At 44.5% G+C, this 15193-nt stretch carries 16 protein-coding genes and 2 pseudogenes; 9 read left to right on the forward strand and 9 right to left on the reverse strand.

Translation table 11 applies throughout. The features are described from left to right. Nucleotides 1–62 precede the first annotated feature (62 nt). Nucleotides 63–533, reverse strand: coding sequence for a GAF domain-containing protein (locus NCTC9997_RS09585; protein WP_010863995.1), 471 nt, complete (start codon nt 531–533; stop codon nt 63–65). A gap of 172 nt (nt 534–705) precedes the next feature. Between NCTC9997_RS09585 and yebS the strand changes: the two genes are divergently transcribed. The 4 genes and pseudogenes from yebS (at nt 706) to NCTC9997_RS15240 (ending at nt 5987) form a co-directional block, all read left to right on the forward strand. After that, a complete protein-coding gene (gene yebS, locus NCTC9997_RS09590; protein WP_064977958.1) occupies nt 706–1944 on the forward strand; it encodes a membrane integrity lipid transport subunit YebS in 1239 nt (412 codons plus the stop codon). Beyond that, the gene (locus NCTC9997_RS09595; RefSeq protein WP_064977959.1) at nt 1916–4564 is read left to right on the forward strand and encodes a PqiB family protein; all 2649 of its coding nucleotides are present in this window, start codon (nt 1916–1918) and stop codon (nt 4562–4564) included. The genes yebS and NCTC9997_RS09595 overlap by 29 nt, the downstream gene beginning before the upstream one ends. A gap of 783 nt (nt 4565–5347) precedes the next feature. Continuing rightward, nucleotides 5348–5452, forward strand: a pseudogene (locus NCTC9997_RS09600) (IS1 family transposase); the annotation flags it as partial. A 325-nt stretch (nt 5453–5777) separates the two neighbouring features. Next, nucleotides 5778–5987, forward strand: coding sequence for a superoxide dismutase family protein (locus tag NCTC9997_RS15240; RefSeq protein ID WP_197665192.1), 210 nt, complete (start codon nt 5778–5780; stop codon nt 5985–5987). An 81-nt stretch (nt 5988–6068) separates the two neighbouring features. Here the strand turns inward: NCTC9997_RS15240 and NCTC9997_RS09610 are convergent, their stop codons facing one another. Then, a complete protein-coding gene (locus NCTC9997_RS09610) occupies nt 6069–6353 on the reverse strand; it encodes a hypothetical protein (RefSeq protein WP_064977960.1) in 285 nt (94 codons plus the stop codon). Between the two features lie 242 nt (nt 6354–6595). On the opposite strand from NCTC9997_RS09610, the gene NCTC9997_RS15505 reads away from it, so the two are divergent. Continuing rightward, nucleotides 6596–6667 carry an IS1-like element transposase gene (locus tag NCTC9997_RS15505; RefSeq protein WP_071849714.1) on the forward strand — a complete coding sequence of 24 codons (72 nt, stop codon included), beginning with the start codon at nt 6596–6598 and terminating at the stop codon, nt 6665–6667. Between the two features lie 208 nt (nt 6668–6875). Continuing rightward, nucleotides 6876–7316: a hypothetical protein gene (locus tag NCTC9997_RS09620; protein WP_064977961.1), complete on the forward strand. Its 441-nt coding sequence runs from the start codon at nt 6876–6878 to the stop codon at nt 7314–7316. Between the two features lie 165 nt (nt 7317–7481). Here NCTC9997_RS09620 and NCTC9997_RS09625 read toward each other — a convergent pair whose 3' ends face one another. The 4 genes from NCTC9997_RS09625 to NCTC9997_RS09635 all read right to left on the reverse strand — a co-directional run bounded on the left by NCTC9997_RS09625 (nt 7482) and on the right by NCTC9997_RS09635 (nt 9341). After that, on the reverse strand, nt 7482–7904 hold the full coding sequence (locus NCTC9997_RS09625; RefSeq protein WP_152136335.1) for a DUF6201 family protein: 423 nt from the start codon (nt 7902–7904) through the stop codon (nt 7482–7484). Nucleotides 7905–8040: 136 nt separating this feature from the next. Beyond that, complete coding sequence (locus tag NCTC9997_RS09630) at nt 8041–8460, reverse strand: DUF6201 family protein (RefSeq protein WP_152136336.1); 420 nt, start codon at nt 8458–8460, stop codon at nt 8041–8043. Continuing rightward, entirely contained in the window at nt 8457–8654 is a 198-nt protein-coding gene (locus NCTC9997_RS15330; protein WP_071849697.1) for a DUF6402 family protein, read from the reverse strand. Before NCTC9997_RS15330 ends, NCTC9997_RS09630 begins: the two co-directional genes overlap by 4 nt. Nucleotides 8655–8684: 30 nt before the next feature. Further along, entirely contained in the window at nt 8685–9341 is a 657-nt protein-coding gene (locus NCTC9997_RS09635; RefSeq protein ID WP_064977962.1) for a hypothetical protein, read from the reverse strand. 437 nt (nt 9342–9778) lie between these two features. On the opposite strand from NCTC9997_RS09635, the pseudogene NCTC9997_RS09640 reads away from it, so the two are divergent. Next, nucleotides 9779–10483 (forward strand): annotated as a pseudogene (locus NCTC9997_RS09640) (IS1 family transposase). Nucleotides 10484–10536: 53 nt separating this feature from the next. On the opposite strand, the gene NCTC9997_RS09645 reads toward NCTC9997_RS09640, so the two are convergent. Both NCTC9997_RS09645 and NCTC9997_RS09650 read right to left on the reverse strand, forming a co-directional pair. Beyond that, entirely contained in the window at nt 10537–11079 is a 543-nt protein-coding gene (locus NCTC9997_RS09645) for a hypothetical protein (protein WP_064977963.1), read from the reverse strand. Between the two features lie 115 nt (nt 11080–11194). Next, nucleotides 11195–11911, reverse strand: coding sequence for a hypothetical protein (locus NCTC9997_RS09650; protein ID WP_152136338.1), 717 nt, complete (start codon nt 11909–11911; stop codon nt 11195–11197). A gap of 470 nt (nt 11912–12381) precedes the next feature. Between NCTC9997_RS09650 and msrP the strand changes: the two genes are divergently transcribed. Then, nucleotides 12382–13389, forward strand: a complete 1008-nt coding sequence (gene msrP, locus NCTC9997_RS09655; RefSeq protein WP_064977965.1) for a protein-methionine-sulfoxide reductase catalytic subunit MsrP — start codon at nt 12382–12384, stop codon at nt 13387–13389. Nucleotides 13390–13402: 13 nt separating this feature from the next. Continuing rightward, nucleotides 13403–14002, forward strand: coding sequence for a protein-methionine-sulfoxide reductase heme-binding subunit MsrQ (locus tag NCTC9997_RS09660; RefSeq protein WP_064977966.1), 600 nt, complete (start codon nt 13403–13405; stop codon nt 14000–14002). 300 nt (nt 14003–14302) lie between these two features. On the opposite strand, the gene NCTC9997_RS09665 is transcribed toward NCTC9997_RS09660, so the two are convergent. Next, on the reverse strand, nt 14303–15181 hold the full coding sequence (locus NCTC9997_RS09665; protein WP_064977967.1) for a LysR family transcriptional regulator: 879 nt from the start codon (nt 15179–15181) through the stop codon (nt 14303–14305). Nucleotides 15182–15193: the final 12 nt, after the last annotated feature.

Genomic DNA, 15193 nt, shown 5'->3' on the forward strand with positions numbered 1-15193 from the left:
ACTTTTACGCCGACAGGCGCAGGCATGAACAGGCTGTATTATAGTGACCTGCTCCATAAAAGCTACGCATCAGCGTCTAAGAGTAGGCCTAAATCAATCACTATTTTTTCTAAGCCCTGTTGATCCTCTGCACTGAACCGTCCTAATGAGGGGCTGTCAATATCCAAAACCCCACAATACTGCCCGTTAACTTTTAATGGGATCACAATTTCGGAACGACTGCGGCTATCACACGCAATGTGTCCGTCAAAGGTATGCACATCGTCTACCCGCAACGTTTTTTGCTCGGCCAGAGCCGTTCCGCATACGCCTTTCCCTACTGGAATACGGGTACAGGCGATTTCCCCTTGAAACGGCCCTAAGACCAGCTGTTCGCCGTCCAATAGATAGAAGCCAACCCAGTTGATGTCATCCAGCCGACTGTTTAGCAATGCGCCGGCATTCGCCAAAATCGCGATCAGGTTAGTTTCCCCGTGCAGTAATGCACTCATATCCCGCTGTAATTCAGCGTAAAACGCGCTCTTTTCTGACATTGTAGACCTTTGTTAACAACACGTAACGTATAATGCTACGTTATACGAAAATTTATCTGTTAATCAATCCGTAATCGCCTTTTTATGTATCTGTACGCTGCCGAATGACCTACGCAATATTCTTTGACAAATCATCGCCAGCGGGCGGTTGACTCGGTTAAACTAGTCAGCCATGCCAAAACATCATTTATCTCAGCTACGCGTGGCCCGCTGTGGCTATTGCGATTGCCTGCTGCAGATTCCGCCGTTGATGCGCAATCAAAATGCAGAATGTCCACGCTGTATGTCGGTCACCGCATACGGGCGGGATTGGTCATTGAACCGGTTAGCAGCGATTGCACTGGCGGCGTTGATTCTGATGCCGCTGGCCTATACCGAACCGTTACTCAAAATCAATTTGTTCGGGGTCAACATCAATGCCTCCTTATGGGAAGGCTTATGGCAAATGGCCTGGCAAGGTTTTCCGGTCACCGCCACCTTGGTGCTGCTATGCGCAGTTGCCGCGCCCGCGCTATTCGCCGGAGGAATTTTCTATCTCTGGATTGCGCGGCGTTTTCGCTGGTCTTTACGCCCTTGCCTGCTGATCTTAGAAAAGCTCAAAGAGTGGGTGATGCTGGATGTCTATCTGCTGGCGCTCGGGGTAACCGCATTCAAAATTCGTGATTACGCGCTACTCAATGGTGGATTTGGCTTAATTCCGCTGTTTTTGCTCACCCTGCTGATGACGCTGCTGATGATCCACTTTAATCCAGCGCAGCTTTGGCAGCGTTACTATCCACTACCGGTTCCCTCCTCCAACACTCCGCCAGAGCAAATTTTGCACTGCCCACACTGCCATTATTCTGGGCAGCCGAACGTGGCAGGGCGTTGCCCGCGCTGTTTGATGAAAATGCGTTCGCGTTATCAGCAGAGCCTACAAAAAACTTGGGCGGCAGTGCTGGCAGCCATTGTGATGCTGTTACCAGCAAACTTGCTGCCTATCTCTATTTTGTATGTGCGTGGCGTGCGTGCAGAAGACACCATCATGTCTGGGATTTTATCGCTGGTACAAAACAACAATGTGCCGATTGCCATTATTGTGTTTGTCGCCAGTATTTTGGTACCGCTAGTAAAAATTGTAGTGATGCTGGCGCTACTGATTTCAGTGCAATTTCGCATTGGCTGGCAGCGACGCTGGCAATTGAATCTCTTTCGTTTTGTTTCAATCATCGGCCGCTGGTCAATGCTGGATCTGTTTGTTCTGGCGTTGATGATGTCACTGGTCGATAGGGATCAGATCCTGTCATTTACTCTGGGGCCGGCGGCGTTCTTTTTCTGCGCCGCCGTTTATCTGACCATGCTGGCTGCAGAATGGTTTGATACGCGTTTAATCTGGGATGTCCATGCCAAACCAACAACCTCACGCACCTGAACAGCCGCCGATCGCGGCAAAAATCAAAACCAAACGCCGGATTTCACCGTTTTGGATATTACCTGTGATTGCGGTGGCAATCGCCCTGAGTCTGGTGTACTACACGCTACGCGAGCAAGGTGAACAGATTTCAATTCACTTTAACTCGGCCACCGGTATCGTGCCAAACCGTACCCCCATTCGCTTCCAAGGGTTAGAAGTGGGGATGGTGCGTAAAGTCTCGTTGGGCCCTAACCTGCAAGGCGTAACGGTTACAGCCGATATTTACAGCCAAGCGGTGGATACGCTGCGCCAAGGAACACAGTTTTGGTTAGTCACTCCGAAAGCCTCACTGGCCGGGATTTCTGGGCTGGATGCGTTGGTATCGGGTAACTACATCAATATGCTGCCGGGCGAAGGCGCGAGTGTCAGTCATTTCTCGGCTTTAAGTGCGCCACCGCGTTATCGTGAATCAACCGGTGATTTGCTGGTGCACTTGCGCAGTGATGATTTAGGGTCTCTCTCAACCGGCTCGCAAGTCTACTACCGCAAAATACCGGTGGGGACAGTGAATGATTATCGCATCGCGCCGGATAACGAAGGCGTGTTGATCGATATTTTGATTGAGCAGCGGTTCGCCAATTTGGTCAAAACCACCTCCCGCTTCTGGAACACCAGTGGCGTACAAGCCGATGTCAGTTTGTCCGGCGCCAGCATCAAGTTAGAAAGCCTCAATGCACTGATCAACGGAGCCATTGCGTTTGACTCGCCAGCCGATGCACCGCAGGCCTCCGATGATGCGTCCTATCCACTGTATCCCGATTTAGCGGCTAGCCAGCGCGGGATCAGTGTGCACCTATCCTTCCCAAATGCTGGAGGATTAAAAGCCGGTAGCACGCCATTGATGTATCAGGGCTTGAAAGTCGGCCTACTGACTAACCTGGACCTACAAGATGTCAACAGCGTGGCGGGAACCTTGGTGGTAGACCCCTCCATCAAAGATTTACTGCGCTCTGGCACGCATATCAAATTGCAGCGCCCAAGTTTTTCCCTCAGTAATCCCGCTGGCGTGAGCACCTTGCTCACCGGTCCAACCCTACAGCTGATGCCAGGGGAAGGTGCACCGCAACGGCGTTTCACGGTCGTGGATGATAGCCAGCTGCTGCAACAAACCGAAAATTCGCTGCAATTTACGCTGCTGGCTCCGCAGTCATTTGGCGTGGATGTTAATCAACCTGTGTGGCTGAACGGGATCAATATCGGTCAGATTATTACGCGTGAGCTAACGCCAGAAGGCGTGCTGTTTTCCGTGGCGATAGAGCCGCGTTATCGGCATTTGATCCACGCAGATAGCCGCTTTGCCGCAGCCAGCCGAGTTGATGTTCAAGTGGGTTTGGATGGTGTGGAAGTCAAAGGCGCCTCAGCGCAGGAGTTTTTACAAGGCGGCATCAATGTGATAGCCGGCGGTAAAGGCACGCCGAAGACCCGCTACACCCTGTATGGCGATCTGAAAAGTGCGCGCGCCGGTATTGATTACGCTGATCTAAAACCGACCCTGACATTGCAAGCCAGTGAGCTGCCCGATATCCAGCAAGGCTCGGTGGTTTTATATCGTAAATTCCCAATTGGTCAGTTGCTTTCTATCAAGCCAACCGCCAAAGGCGAATTTAATGTTGCGGTATTTATCGACCCACAGTACCGCTATCTGCTGACACCACAGAGCATTTTCTGGGCCGAGGGCGGCGCCAAGGTTGAGATTGGGGCCGGAGGCGTATCGGTACAAGCCACCCCGCTGTCGCGCGCACTTAAAGGTGCAATCAGCATGGATAACGTATCGGAAGCCAGTGCCGGTAAAGGTGAGCTACGCCGCTTGTATCCATCAGAACAGGCGGCCAAAGCCATTGGTCGCCAGATCACCCTTCTGACCGATGATGCTTCTAAGATCAGCAAAAATATGCCGATTCGCTATCTGGGGATCACCGTCGGACAAGTGATTAATACCGAGCTCACCCGTGATAACAACCACGTCGCCGTGCAGGCGATTTTGTATCCTAAATATGATGCGCAGTTTGCTCGGAATGCCAGCCGTTTTACGCTAGTTACACCGGAGATCAATACCACTGGGATTTACAATATCGAGAGCATTCTGACGCCGTACATCAGCGCAGAGCCGGGCAATGGTAATCCGAGCCGCGAGTTTGAGTTGTTACCGCCCAGCATTGTGTCATCGCGTTATCTGGATGGCTTGACGCTCACGCTGGATGCGCCGAATGTTGGTTCGTTGATTGTCGGCACACCTATCCTGTATCGCGGTATGGAGATTGGCATCGTGACCGGCTTTAATCTGGGCAAACTGGCTGATCGCGTACATGTGCAGGTACGTATTAACCGCCGCTATCAGAACCTGATTCGTCAAAATAGCGTATTCTGGCTCAGCTCCGGTTATAACGTTGATTTTGGTTTGTTCTCGGGTGTCGCCAGCTCCGGAACCCTGAATCAGCTGCTGCGTGGAGGTATTTCTGTGGCAACGCCACCGAGCGCGCCACTAAAACCGATGGCCAAAGCCCGTTCGCATTTCTTGCTTAACCAAAAGATGCCGGAGCAAGCCGATAGCTGGCAAACCGCCATCCCGGTTGAATAGCCACGAGGCTACTGCGCGGGTTATGAGCGATGAATACAGAGTGTTAGAGAAGCGCTCACACTGGGGGAACACAGAGGAATAGGATATGCCGCGCTAACGCTTAGCTATGCATCAGATATGGCATTTTGACAATTTTATGCGAAATCGGATGCATAGCTGGATTTATTACGCATCTCCACTACGCTTAGAAGCATGGATACCGCAACGGTTCTCCTGTTTTAATCAGTTAGCGCACGGCTCTGCAAAGAGCCATTCCCCTGGGCCAGATACAGGGATCGTGTCAGGCCTCTTTTTTTATCTATATGATTTTAAAGGGAAATCTGACGAATTTTCTTATGCAGTAAGAATTTCGAGTGATTTTAAGCTTTTGATTAATAAAGATAAAAAATTAGTTTTGGAGAAAAAATTTTTCACATCAATGAATTTCAATTCACTTTAAGACGTGATTTTGCATAAAAACAGCCAAAATTTTTGTCCGTAACGACCTCAAAATCTGAAATTAAAAATTAGTTTAAAATCATTAGGTTACAATTAAACGGTCTTTCCTCTCTGACATTAGTGACTCAACCTTATCTTGCAATGTTTCCATCATTGCGACCAACTCTTGAATTGCAGCGGTATTTGCTGCAGACATGTCGGTGTAACTCACGGCATATTTACATAACTCATCAACACGTACCATCTCCAGCATAACTCTAGATAGTTACTGATCTCTATATCCAATCAGCACTTTCATCGTGCCATAAAGTGTGGGGAGTAACTCTAAATAAGTGCCATGGCATTACACACCTTAAGCGGCTTACCCGAAGGACAATCTGCTTCTCCAAATCAGAAGAAATGCACGTGAAGTTAAGTGGCTGGTATCTGACAATGAACCATCTCCACTAAGTTGAAGTCACTACAAAATTAACCACTGAAAAGTACATTACTGCTAGCTGCATTAGGTATGTTTTCGCTCGCGGCACATGCCAACGGCATCTCCGTTGACGTGGAAGAGCTCAGTCAGGTAACAGCGTGAGGCCGCAACGATTTCTGAGAGTAAATACGACACTGTATTCACTCCTGATCTGAAAGGAGTTCCTTCTGGACTGTACGGCTTCCACGTACGTACGTCCCCATCCTACGATAGCTCAACTAAAGGCGATAAAACCGTTCTTGGTGATACAGCAGGTGGACACTACGCTTCTAAAAACACAGACAAGCATGAGTATCTATGAGCAATGATAATCACCTCGGTGATTTGCTGGCACTCTACATCGATCACCGCAACAATGGGTCTTCCCCTGCCCTCTCGTATCGCTTAAAAAGCGATGATGTGAAAGATCATGCCTTGATGACTCATACTGGTGGCGATGATCACTCAGACCATCCAAAGCCATTAGGTAGTAATGGTGAGCGCCTAATTTGCGGTGTAATTTCCTAAACTACGACCTTTTCTAATCCTACAGTTATACCGCTGCTGGACTGCTTAATTTCACTTAGCTAAATTTTCACTTATTCGGAACTACATCCAGTTTTCACGCACATAGGTGTTAAACGCCTTCACACCAAAAACCAAGCTAAACACGCCAGTCGCAATAGGTAGTATGTACGCACACCACAGAAATCCATCAAAGATGGCCATCATCTCTGTCGCTGTATATGAATTCAACCTATGCACATACCGCGCGGTTCCATAAGTCACGATAGCCAGCAATATAGATACTATCGCTCCGACCTGCCAGAACACCTCAGTAACATCAAGAATGGCATCCAAGGCATTATCAATAGTCGATTTTCTGCGTCCCATGCAAATATCTCCTAACTACATCCAACCTGATAAGCTCATCCATCATACTACCCATGAATACTACACTTTGTAATGTTCAATTTGTAACGTGAGATAATCCACGAAATGAGCGTTATGCCATAACTCACAAGTAATGCATTTGTGAGCAAACAGCTTAAACATAGCAGCCTGGATATATCAGAAATAAAGGTGGTAACTCTAAATTAGTCTTGTATTATTTGTTTTTTGGATAAGAAGTGGCAATGAACGGCTCCGGATGCCGTGACACCGCCCGAGCCCTTGGCACCAGTCTTAATACCGCCCACCCCATCTAAAAAATGGGACCGAAACAGCTGGTGCAATACGTTTAGCTTGGTTATGGATTCCAAAGTGAGTAGAGCAATTTTCCTCTCAAAATCAGAAGAAACACAAGGTAATATCATCGATGGGTATCTGACGGTCAATCATTGCCACTAATTTAAAGTCAATACCAAGGAAGCTACTGCAACTGGTTATAAAGTCTTTATTTGGAGTTGTTAAATAATGATAGGTAGAGTTTTAGTTATATTGCTAACTTTTTTCTCTTGCGTGGCTAATGCTAAGTTCAGCCCATACATGGGTTATTGGTCTGTCAATTGCGGTGGGTTTGGTGGCTATGTAATCGTGTCTGATATGAGTGAGGCCAGAGTAAATGTTAATGATAACAACCTATTAATTTCTGCGAAACTAAGTGAGTTAACAAAAAACTCTTCTGAGCTGTTTTTTATCGATATATTGGAGTCAAGAAATGAAAAGATAGATTGGCCATCTATTTCCCTAGATAAACCGATTGCTAAATTGACTGTGAACGATGGAGTTCTTGTCGTTAATTGGTTTGGTTTTTTTGATATGAAGAAGAAAGAGTATGTGTGGAATACACAGCCTGATTTCATAGTGGACACAAAGAGCAATAAAAACACCATCATGAAAAAGTGTATTTTTTAGTGAGCTCTAAGGATTTATAACTTTACAGATATAGAGTTATTCCTGTTCAGCGACTTCGACTTATCTGATTCACTAACACCGTCGTACGCTTGATCAATCGGCTGATTGTAGTCCTTGGACTTGAAAGCCTGCGTAACGCAGTCATTAGTCAGCTGATGGAGGAATTCAGTGAAATACACCGAACCACCAACTCCACCATCTCTTATTTATAGTGCTGATATTAAGCTCACCATCATACTCATCATCAAACACAACAAAGCTATTTTCATCCAATGTAAATTCTTCCCTGGGGAATCTATAAGTAATATCTCGCCATGCCCCATAACATGAAAAAGGTGAAGACTGACCTATATACCCAACCTTCGAATCGTATAGCACGAAATATATAGGCGCCCAATCTTCAGATAAAAGACAGTATAAACCAATTGGATTAACTGGATGCACTGGTTCAAAAACAATCTTATACCTTCCATCTTTTGAAAACTTGCTAATAGGTGGTGCGTCATCTAGAAAACCCAATGAGACATGGGCAAGCAGCAACCAATAAATAACACATAGGACTGCTAATAACTTAATAACACCCTTCATAAATAACTCGCTGATGCGGAAGTGGACTTAACTAAAGTACATTGAAGAACACGATAAAACCCCGCATCACGTTTATCTTGCCCAATCAAGAAAGTCACTACTGTAGTCTGGAACAACCTCGCCAACAGTTCATGTATCAATGAAACAAACCAAACCACCAACTCCACCATCGTTTATGCCTAATTCCGATATTTAGCTCGCCATTATTACTATCATCAAGAACAACAAACCCGTCATCCCCATACGCTTTCGATTCATTAGGAAATAGCAAATAGCCAGCAGTCCAGTGGCCATAACATGAAAAAGGTGATGATTGCCCTATGTAATTATTTTCGGCATCATACAAGGAGAAATATATTGGTGATTCTGTAGTTAAAAAGCAGTACCAACCTATAGGGTTAACTGGATACATATCATTTATAGTGACTCTATACTGCCTGTCTTCTGAAAACCTAACTATTTCAGGAGGAGAGTCTAAAAAATTCAAAGACACATGAGCAAGCGCGAACCAATACATTGCACACAGAAAAAATACAATTACAGATAAAATTTTCACAAGTAAATTATCCGTTGATTAGGAAGTGGATTTAACCAGAGGACATCTGAGAATACAATAAAATCGCCTCCCGCATTATGTTTATCTTGCCAGTTACGAAAATCACTATTGTTAACCGGAAAAAAATCCACAGCAACGTCCCTGCTCACATATGGTTGAAAGCCAAATAAAAATACCGCTAATAACATTAGCATTTCAAAACCTAATGCCACTTTTTATAGACATCACTCAAACCTAAATTTATACACATTTCCGCAATCAATAAACACTGCCCTACGTTTATTTCCTACTTCTAAAAAAGATCCATTCTTGATCTTGTATTCAGTAAAGTCCACTCCTGATGGTTGATCTTTACCTTTCTGGTAAAAGTATCGAATACTATCAAAATCGGGCAATCCACCATTCACACGGACAGCTATGCAAGATGCAAAAAGAGACGGTAGCTTCCAGCCCATAGGATTATTTCCCGTTCGGATTAAATATACCGACTGATGGCGAACCGCTGTACCTGATGCTGAAGGAGGAGATCCTTCTACACATACCCAGTTATCTTTAAAATACACTTTTGCACCTAACCCAAGATCACCAATATCAATTGTTTCTCTTGGGAAAGGTTTTACAAAATTGGTTGGTAACCGTTTACTGTCTATGGTCAGTTGGCCATCTTGCAATTCAACACTACGCTGTCGACCAGAATCGAAACCACTCCAACCATAAAAAACACCTTCACTTTCTTCCATACTGAAAGGCTCGAGTTCGTGACCGTCGCTGTGAAATAGCCTATTTGATAAGGCCTGATAGCATGATTCATAGCTATCAAACAGGTTTGCCGCATGAGAAATAAATGGCAGGCACATTGTTATATAAATAGTTTTCTTCATCTATCTGCTTTGCCTCCCGTAGCCTTCACTTTTTCTGCACGAGCTTCGCTGTAGCTATAGTGGCTATAACTACTCTCGCGACATGCCTAAATTCATAGCATTGTGAACACCTTATGCAAAACTTACGCCATATTAAAACTCTTTTATAAACAATACGTTAATCAAACTCCCTCTTATGCTGAGTGAAATCAAGCAAGAACCGGCTTAAAACAGATCAAATATGTTGCAGTTATTGCTCAAAAGGATAAATACACTGAGTTCTGAGCAAGTTATTGCTCAGAGTGGTTGAGGTGACTGGAATGACTCATACCAATGAGCCCCCTGCTTTTACCGGCAAGTATCCAAGACTGAATGTTGAGTGCTAAAAACAAAAAAAGGCCCTCAAGCCGGGAGAAGCGCGAAGGCTGCAAAACCACGGGATCTTGGAGAGAAAGAACATGGAGCTAAATTGCGTTTTACTTAAGTGTCCACTTTGTCAGCAAATAGAACCCGTGAAAAGCATGGGTTGGGAACCACCGGACATCAACTTTACCGCAGTCAAGCTTGTTGCCGTAGCTTTTAACTCGAGTATGAATACCGAGCCTGCCAGCAGGCATAAAAGCACAGCTTATTGAGCTTGCAATGAATAATGCAGGGATACGAGATACTGCGCATGTACTAACCATTAGTCTCAATGTTGTTGTACGAACATTAAAAACTCTCGCCACGATGAATAACATCGTCTCCGATGGCTCATGCTGATGTGGCGCTTATCTATGAGCTTGACGAACAATGGAGCTTTATCGGTAGTAAGGTACGACTGCACTGGCTCTGGTACACGCACAGCACAAAAACAAGTGGTGTACTGACCTACAACTTTTGATCCACGAATCGATTCAACCAGCCGTGAATTACTGGCTCTGCTCACCCATTTTAACATCGATATGCTAACTACAGATGAATGGGGCTGCTATCCTAGAGTGTTTCCTAAAGAGAAGCACTTGACCGGCAAGATCTTTACTCAGCGTATTGAGCGCAACAATCTAACTCTAAGAACTTGAATCAAGCGTCTAGCTAGTAGAAGCATCTGCATCTCCCGCTCTGCTAAACTTCATGAAAAAGCCATTGGAGCTTTTATCGAAAATACATATTCTACTAATTAATTGGATACATCACCCTAAACATTTAGCAAGTTTTTTCACTAATTCTTAGCTCTCTAATTGACATAAGCCTCATAGCAATATGGCTCACCATTTTTATCTAACTTCCTTTGAGAAAGAAAGTTAATGGTTACAATCTTATTGAGTTTCCACATATGAAAAGGTCGTTCTTGCGTACAGGTGTATGTAACTAAATTCACTTTATCAATGAATGTAATTTCAAGCACGTCGTATCCATCATCCTTAGAGCCGCCATCGCCCAACATAGCTTTGTCGGCATCCAAAACGATAATCTCTTTGTATGGCCCAATGTATATATTGCTTTGAGCTTTATCATATAATCGGTAAGAGGACAGCTGCACGGTAGCCGTTCTCAGGTTGGGTTCAGGTAGAACTATCTCAATTCCGACGTTACCTATAACCTCTTTTGGCGATGGCTTATATACCTCAACCATGGTTTCATCTTTCATGAGGCTAGCAAAATCACTGGCTGACCATACTTGTTTATTAAATGCGCCCATCCCATTACCCTTGAGCATGAACTCGGCACATAAGAGCAACACAACAAAAATAATTGCTATCCACATTCTCTTTTTCATGACCATGTTCCATCAGACTTATACTTTAAGACTGCACTAAAACCACATGCTGCCTTAAAAAGGCGGATCACTGCGGATTTATAGCCACCAGCAATTACTCCACAAACATCATCCATTATCTGTTAACCTTAATTTTTTCTGACACCTCATGAATCTGGTAGCCTGGCGTGCGTACTCTCACATCTTTATAAATCTGCTTAAAATTATAATATGCGCAATAAACCAGCATGTGATTACAGATATCACTATCGCGGCCGAAAATCCCTATTGAGAAATTCGTCCTATCCACCATTAGTTTCCCACTACCCTCGGTAAATAGCATGCCAATATGCCGATGTTTTTCTCGTACATCGACAAATCGTAGACCACCCCAACATGCCAAAGCCAAAATAGCAGGAAGAGGTCCATATAAACCGTAAAGTGAATAACCCATAAACGGAAGCGCTATTGATAATGCAATGACAACATAGCCAAGCGATTTTTGCATTAAATCTTTTCTAATGAAATAAATCCCTTTATTTGTCATTGAGTAATGTATTAGTTCAGTATCATCGAGAAAGTAGCAAAGGCAACCTAAAAGGATACCGTTTCCGTACAAAACGAGAATAGTAATAAGACCTGCGCCTAGCCAATCAAAGATAGCACCCAAAATCATTAATAAAAGAGCAAGACTCAATGCAAGCACACCTCGATGCGGTCTTGGTATCTCTGCAATCCAAGCATGGATAACCGGTTCCTTTTGTAGAGTGAAATATTCATTATTAGCATAGCCGCCGACATGAGACTCATTGACACCTAAATCACTCGGAATTACTTCCTCAGTTTCTTTCATTCGCATTATCACTTAGTCATCATCCGTAATACCTATCATATCGCACTCGTTACCTCGAGCTTAAATTAATTATATAAAAATATAGGTAATCCATCACTATCGCCATTAACAGCATCAACACATGTGCTCACACCAATAAACCAGGTTCTTCGCCATACTTTCCCCGTAATGACGTCTAGCATCTGACATTTACGAACTCACTCAACATTGATACGCATGGTATTATTTTTGAGACGAACAGTGCACCATCAAAAATTTAGCTGAGATAGATTACTTACAAAACACTATCAGCTGATCATACTATTGCGAACGTGGCTATACAGCGTTTTACACCTCGCTTAACGTGTAAGCCGTGACGTGAAGAGTGGCGGGTTTGCTACAGTGGCACTGGATATGTCACTCGATTCTGCGACGTGAAACGTACAAGCTCATCACTTTGAGTCATCACCAAAACATGAAGGAATGTCAGGATGCCGAAACGTAAATTTTGGGGCGTAAAAGAAAACGATGTCACGCCTGAGCACATTTTTAAGCAACGCCGAGATATCCTAATTAAACTTGGGATCACCGCGCTCACCGCTCCGCTAGCCACAAACGCACAAGCCAGCGTTTTAGATCTCCTTTCGGGTAAGGAGAAAGCGAATTCAGATAACCGCTCACCACTAGAATATACTCGAGCTAAAGACACATTATTAAAAGATATGCTCACGCCAGAAGATAAGATTCTGACTTACAATAACTTTTATGAATTTGGAACATCCAAAACAGATCCAGCGGAATTGGCGACTAACTTCAAAACATCGCCTTGGGAGCTACAAATCGATGGATTAGTTGATAACCCCATAAAGCTTTATCATGAAGACATCTTGAGCAAATTCGATATTGAAGAAAGAATTTACCGGCTACGCTGTGTAGAAGCGTGGTCAATGAATATCCCTTGGCTCGGTTTTCCGTTATCTAAGCTGCTTAAACTTGCACAACCAAAATCAACCGCCAAGTATGTCGCATTTCAAACGCTCTATGCACCCGAACAAATGCCTGGGCAACGTAATGGCTACCTCGGTGGCGGCATAGACTACCCCTACACCGAAGGATTACGTCTTGACGAAGCCCTGAATCCGCTGACCATTATGTCTGTCGGGTTGTATGGAAAAACGCTATCACCACAAAATGGAGCGCCAATTCGCCTTATCGTCCCCTGGAAGTATGGGTTTAAGAGCATCAAATCCGTGGTAAAAATCACATTAACTGATAAGCAACCCACCACATCATGGAATAAATTAGCTCCACATGAATACGGATTTTATGCCAATGTAAATCCGAATGTAGACCATCCACGCTGGAGCCAAGCCAGTGAGCGCTTCATTGGTAAAGGTGGCCTATTCAGCAGCCAACGAAAAAAGACATTATTGTTTAATGGCTATGCCGAGCAGGTTGCTCATCTGTATCAGGGCATGGATCTACGGGAACATTTTTGATGAGACTGTTTTGATGAAACTGCAGAAAAAAACGCTCTCTATTATCACGCACGGCATATCGGTGCTCGTGTTTTGCCATCTATTTTATTTACTCACTCTTGGTGGGTTTGGCTCCGATCCGATAAAAGAATTGGAGCACTTCACCGGGAAAACAGCCATTAACTATATTTTCATCATTGTACTTATCCCAATCATATCGAAAGTAATCCATTGTCATAATTTATTCACTCAATTAAAAGCACTAGGGCTCTATTGCTTTACATGGGCGACACTCCACCTATCTATATATATTATTCTTGACCTTGGGTTCGACCTTGCGCTGTTCTTTAATGAGTTAACCGCTAGACTGTACTTAGCCATCGGTGGTATCTGCTGGTTAATTCTATTACTGATGGCTTTAACGTCATCGAAAAAAGCGCAGTGTATACTTGGCAAGTACTGGAGCTATCTTCATAAACTCATTTATATCGCCACCATATTGACATCAATTCACTATATCATGGCTGTTAAATCTGGAAAAACAGAAGCTTACATATATCTTACTATTGCGTTATTGGTATGCACGTACAAAGTTATATCCGAATATAAATTAAAAGAACGAAGTCAAACCTAAAGCCTATTGGTTAGGCTAAAATGAATTATCGCCGCCACAGCAACTACAACAAGAAGGTGAAAAGTCAGTTTTACTCGTTATTGCTGAAACATTCAGTGATCTCTCCTCGCTTAGCGATGGATGACGTAAAAGACCATACTTGATGATCCATGCCGGCGGTGGTGAATTCCTAACTTGAGGAATCATCCCCTAAGTGGTAGCACATTCTCATCCTGCAGTCGTTTGGCTGCAGGATAGTTCGCTCATACTGCGCGAGGGCTCTGTAGCCTAACCATCCAGCCGGCAACTCTCTCTTTTAGGCTATAAAAAACACGTTTGTAGATATTCACCAAGTGCGCGAACTTTAGGCACACCACGTCGCTCGACAGGATAAAGAAAGCACAATGTCTTCGACGGAATAACAAACTCTGACAGCAAACAACGCAGCGTTCCTCTCGCCAAATCTTGCTTTACCGATGATAGTGGCTGCAAACTGATCCCCGCCCCATGTAGTGTAGCTTCTTTTAATGCAGGCCAGCTATTTACCGTCAGACGGCTACGCGGATAATGCTGAAACTGTGCAGTCCCTTTTTGAAAATGCCAGCACTCAATACCAGACCAATTGCCATGCAAACACGCATGGGCTTTAAGATTATCAGGATGAAGCGGCGTGCCATAGTGGTCAAGATAAGACGGTGCAGCACACAAGCAAAACTGCTGCTCCACAAGAGGAAGAGAAATCAGGTGCGAGTCTGATTCAGTCGGAACACGAATAACAACGTCAAAACCTTCTTCCACCGCATCAATCTGACGATTAGACAAATATAGCTCTACACTGATATCGCGATATTGCTCTAAAAATGCGGTAAGCAAAGGCATTAACTGGTGCTGACCAAAACTCAACGGCGCGGCCAAGCGCAATTTTCCTCTCGGGGTTGCCATCAATGCCTGAGTCAGATTTTTAGTGCCTTCCACTTCCGCTAATAGCACCTTGCATCGCTCATAAAAAATCAGTCCCGCTTCGGTCATACTCTGCTGGCGCGTCGTCTTGCTCACTAAACGCGCCCCAATCCACGCCTCTAGCATACGAATATGGCGACCAACCATCTGCGCACTCATACCGAGTCTGTCCGCCGCTGCCGCATAAGAGCCTTCATCCATGGCCAAAAGAAAAACTTCCATACTCCGTAATTTATCCATCTCTCCGCTCAA

Source organism: Plesiomonas shigelloides (assembly GCF_900087055.1).
In the GTDB taxonomy this organism is placed as follows: Bacteria; Pseudomonadota; Gammaproteobacteria; order Enterobacterales; family CAMTGL01; genus Plesiomonas; species Plesiomonas shigelloides.

Excerpts from the sequence above, each read along its gene's own strand:
- NCTC9997_RS09645 (WP_064977963.1), bottom strand. The coding sequence starts at position 11,079 with ATGAAAAAGAGAATGTGGATAGCAATTATTTTTGTTGTGTTGCTCTTA.
- NCTC9997_RS09585 (WP_010863995.1), bottom strand. The coding sequence starts at position 533 with ATGTCAGAAAAGAGCGCGTTTTACGCTGAATTACAGCGGGATATGAGT.
- NCTC9997_RS09595 (WP_064977959.1), top strand. The coding sequence starts at position 1,916 with ATGCCAAACCAACAACCTCACGCACCTGAACAGCCGCCGATCGCGGCA.
- NCTC9997_RS09660 (WP_064977966.1), top strand. The coding sequence starts at position 13,403 with ATGAAACTGCAGAAAAAAACGCTCTCTATTATCACGCACGGCATATCG.
- NCTC9997_RS09625 (WP_152136335.1), bottom strand. The coding sequence starts at position 7,904 with ATGAAGGGTGTTATTAAGTTATTAGCAGTCCTATGTGTTATTTATTGG.
- NCTC9997_RS09610 (WP_064977960.1), bottom strand. The coding sequence starts at position 6,353 with ATGGGACGCAGAAAATCGACTATTGATAATGCCTTGGATGCCATTCTT.
- NCTC9997_RS09635 (WP_064977962.1), bottom strand. The coding sequence starts at position 9,341 with ATGAAGAAAACTATTTATATAACAATGTGCCTGCCATTTATTTCTCAT.
- yebS (WP_064977958.1), top strand. The coding sequence starts at position 706 with ATGCCAAAACATCATTTATCTCAGCTACGCGTGGCCCGCTGTGGCTAT.
- NCTC9997_RS15330 (WP_071849697.1), bottom strand. The coding sequence starts at position 8,654 with ATGCTAATGTTATTAGCGGTATTTTTATTTGGCTTTCAACCATATGTG.
- NCTC9997_RS09650 (WP_152136338.1), bottom strand. The coding sequence starts at position 11,911 with ATGAAAGAAACTGAGGAAGTAATTCCGAGTGATTTAGGTGTCAATGAG.
- NCTC9997_RS09620 (WP_064977961.1), top strand. The coding sequence starts at position 6,876 with ATGATAGGTAGAGTTTTAGTTATATTGCTAACTTTTTTCTCTTGCGTG.
- NCTC9997_RS09665 (WP_064977967.1), bottom strand. The coding sequence starts at position 15,181 with ATGGATAAATTACGGAGTATGGAAGTTTTTCTTTTGGCCATGGATGAA.
- msrP (WP_064977965.1), top strand. The coding sequence starts at position 12,382 with ATGCCGAAACGTAAATTTTGGGGCGTAAAAGAAAACGATGTCACGCCT.
- NCTC9997_RS15240 (WP_197665192.1), top strand. The coding sequence starts at position 5,778 with ATGAGCAATGATAATCACCTCGGTGATTTGCTGGCACTCTACATCGAT.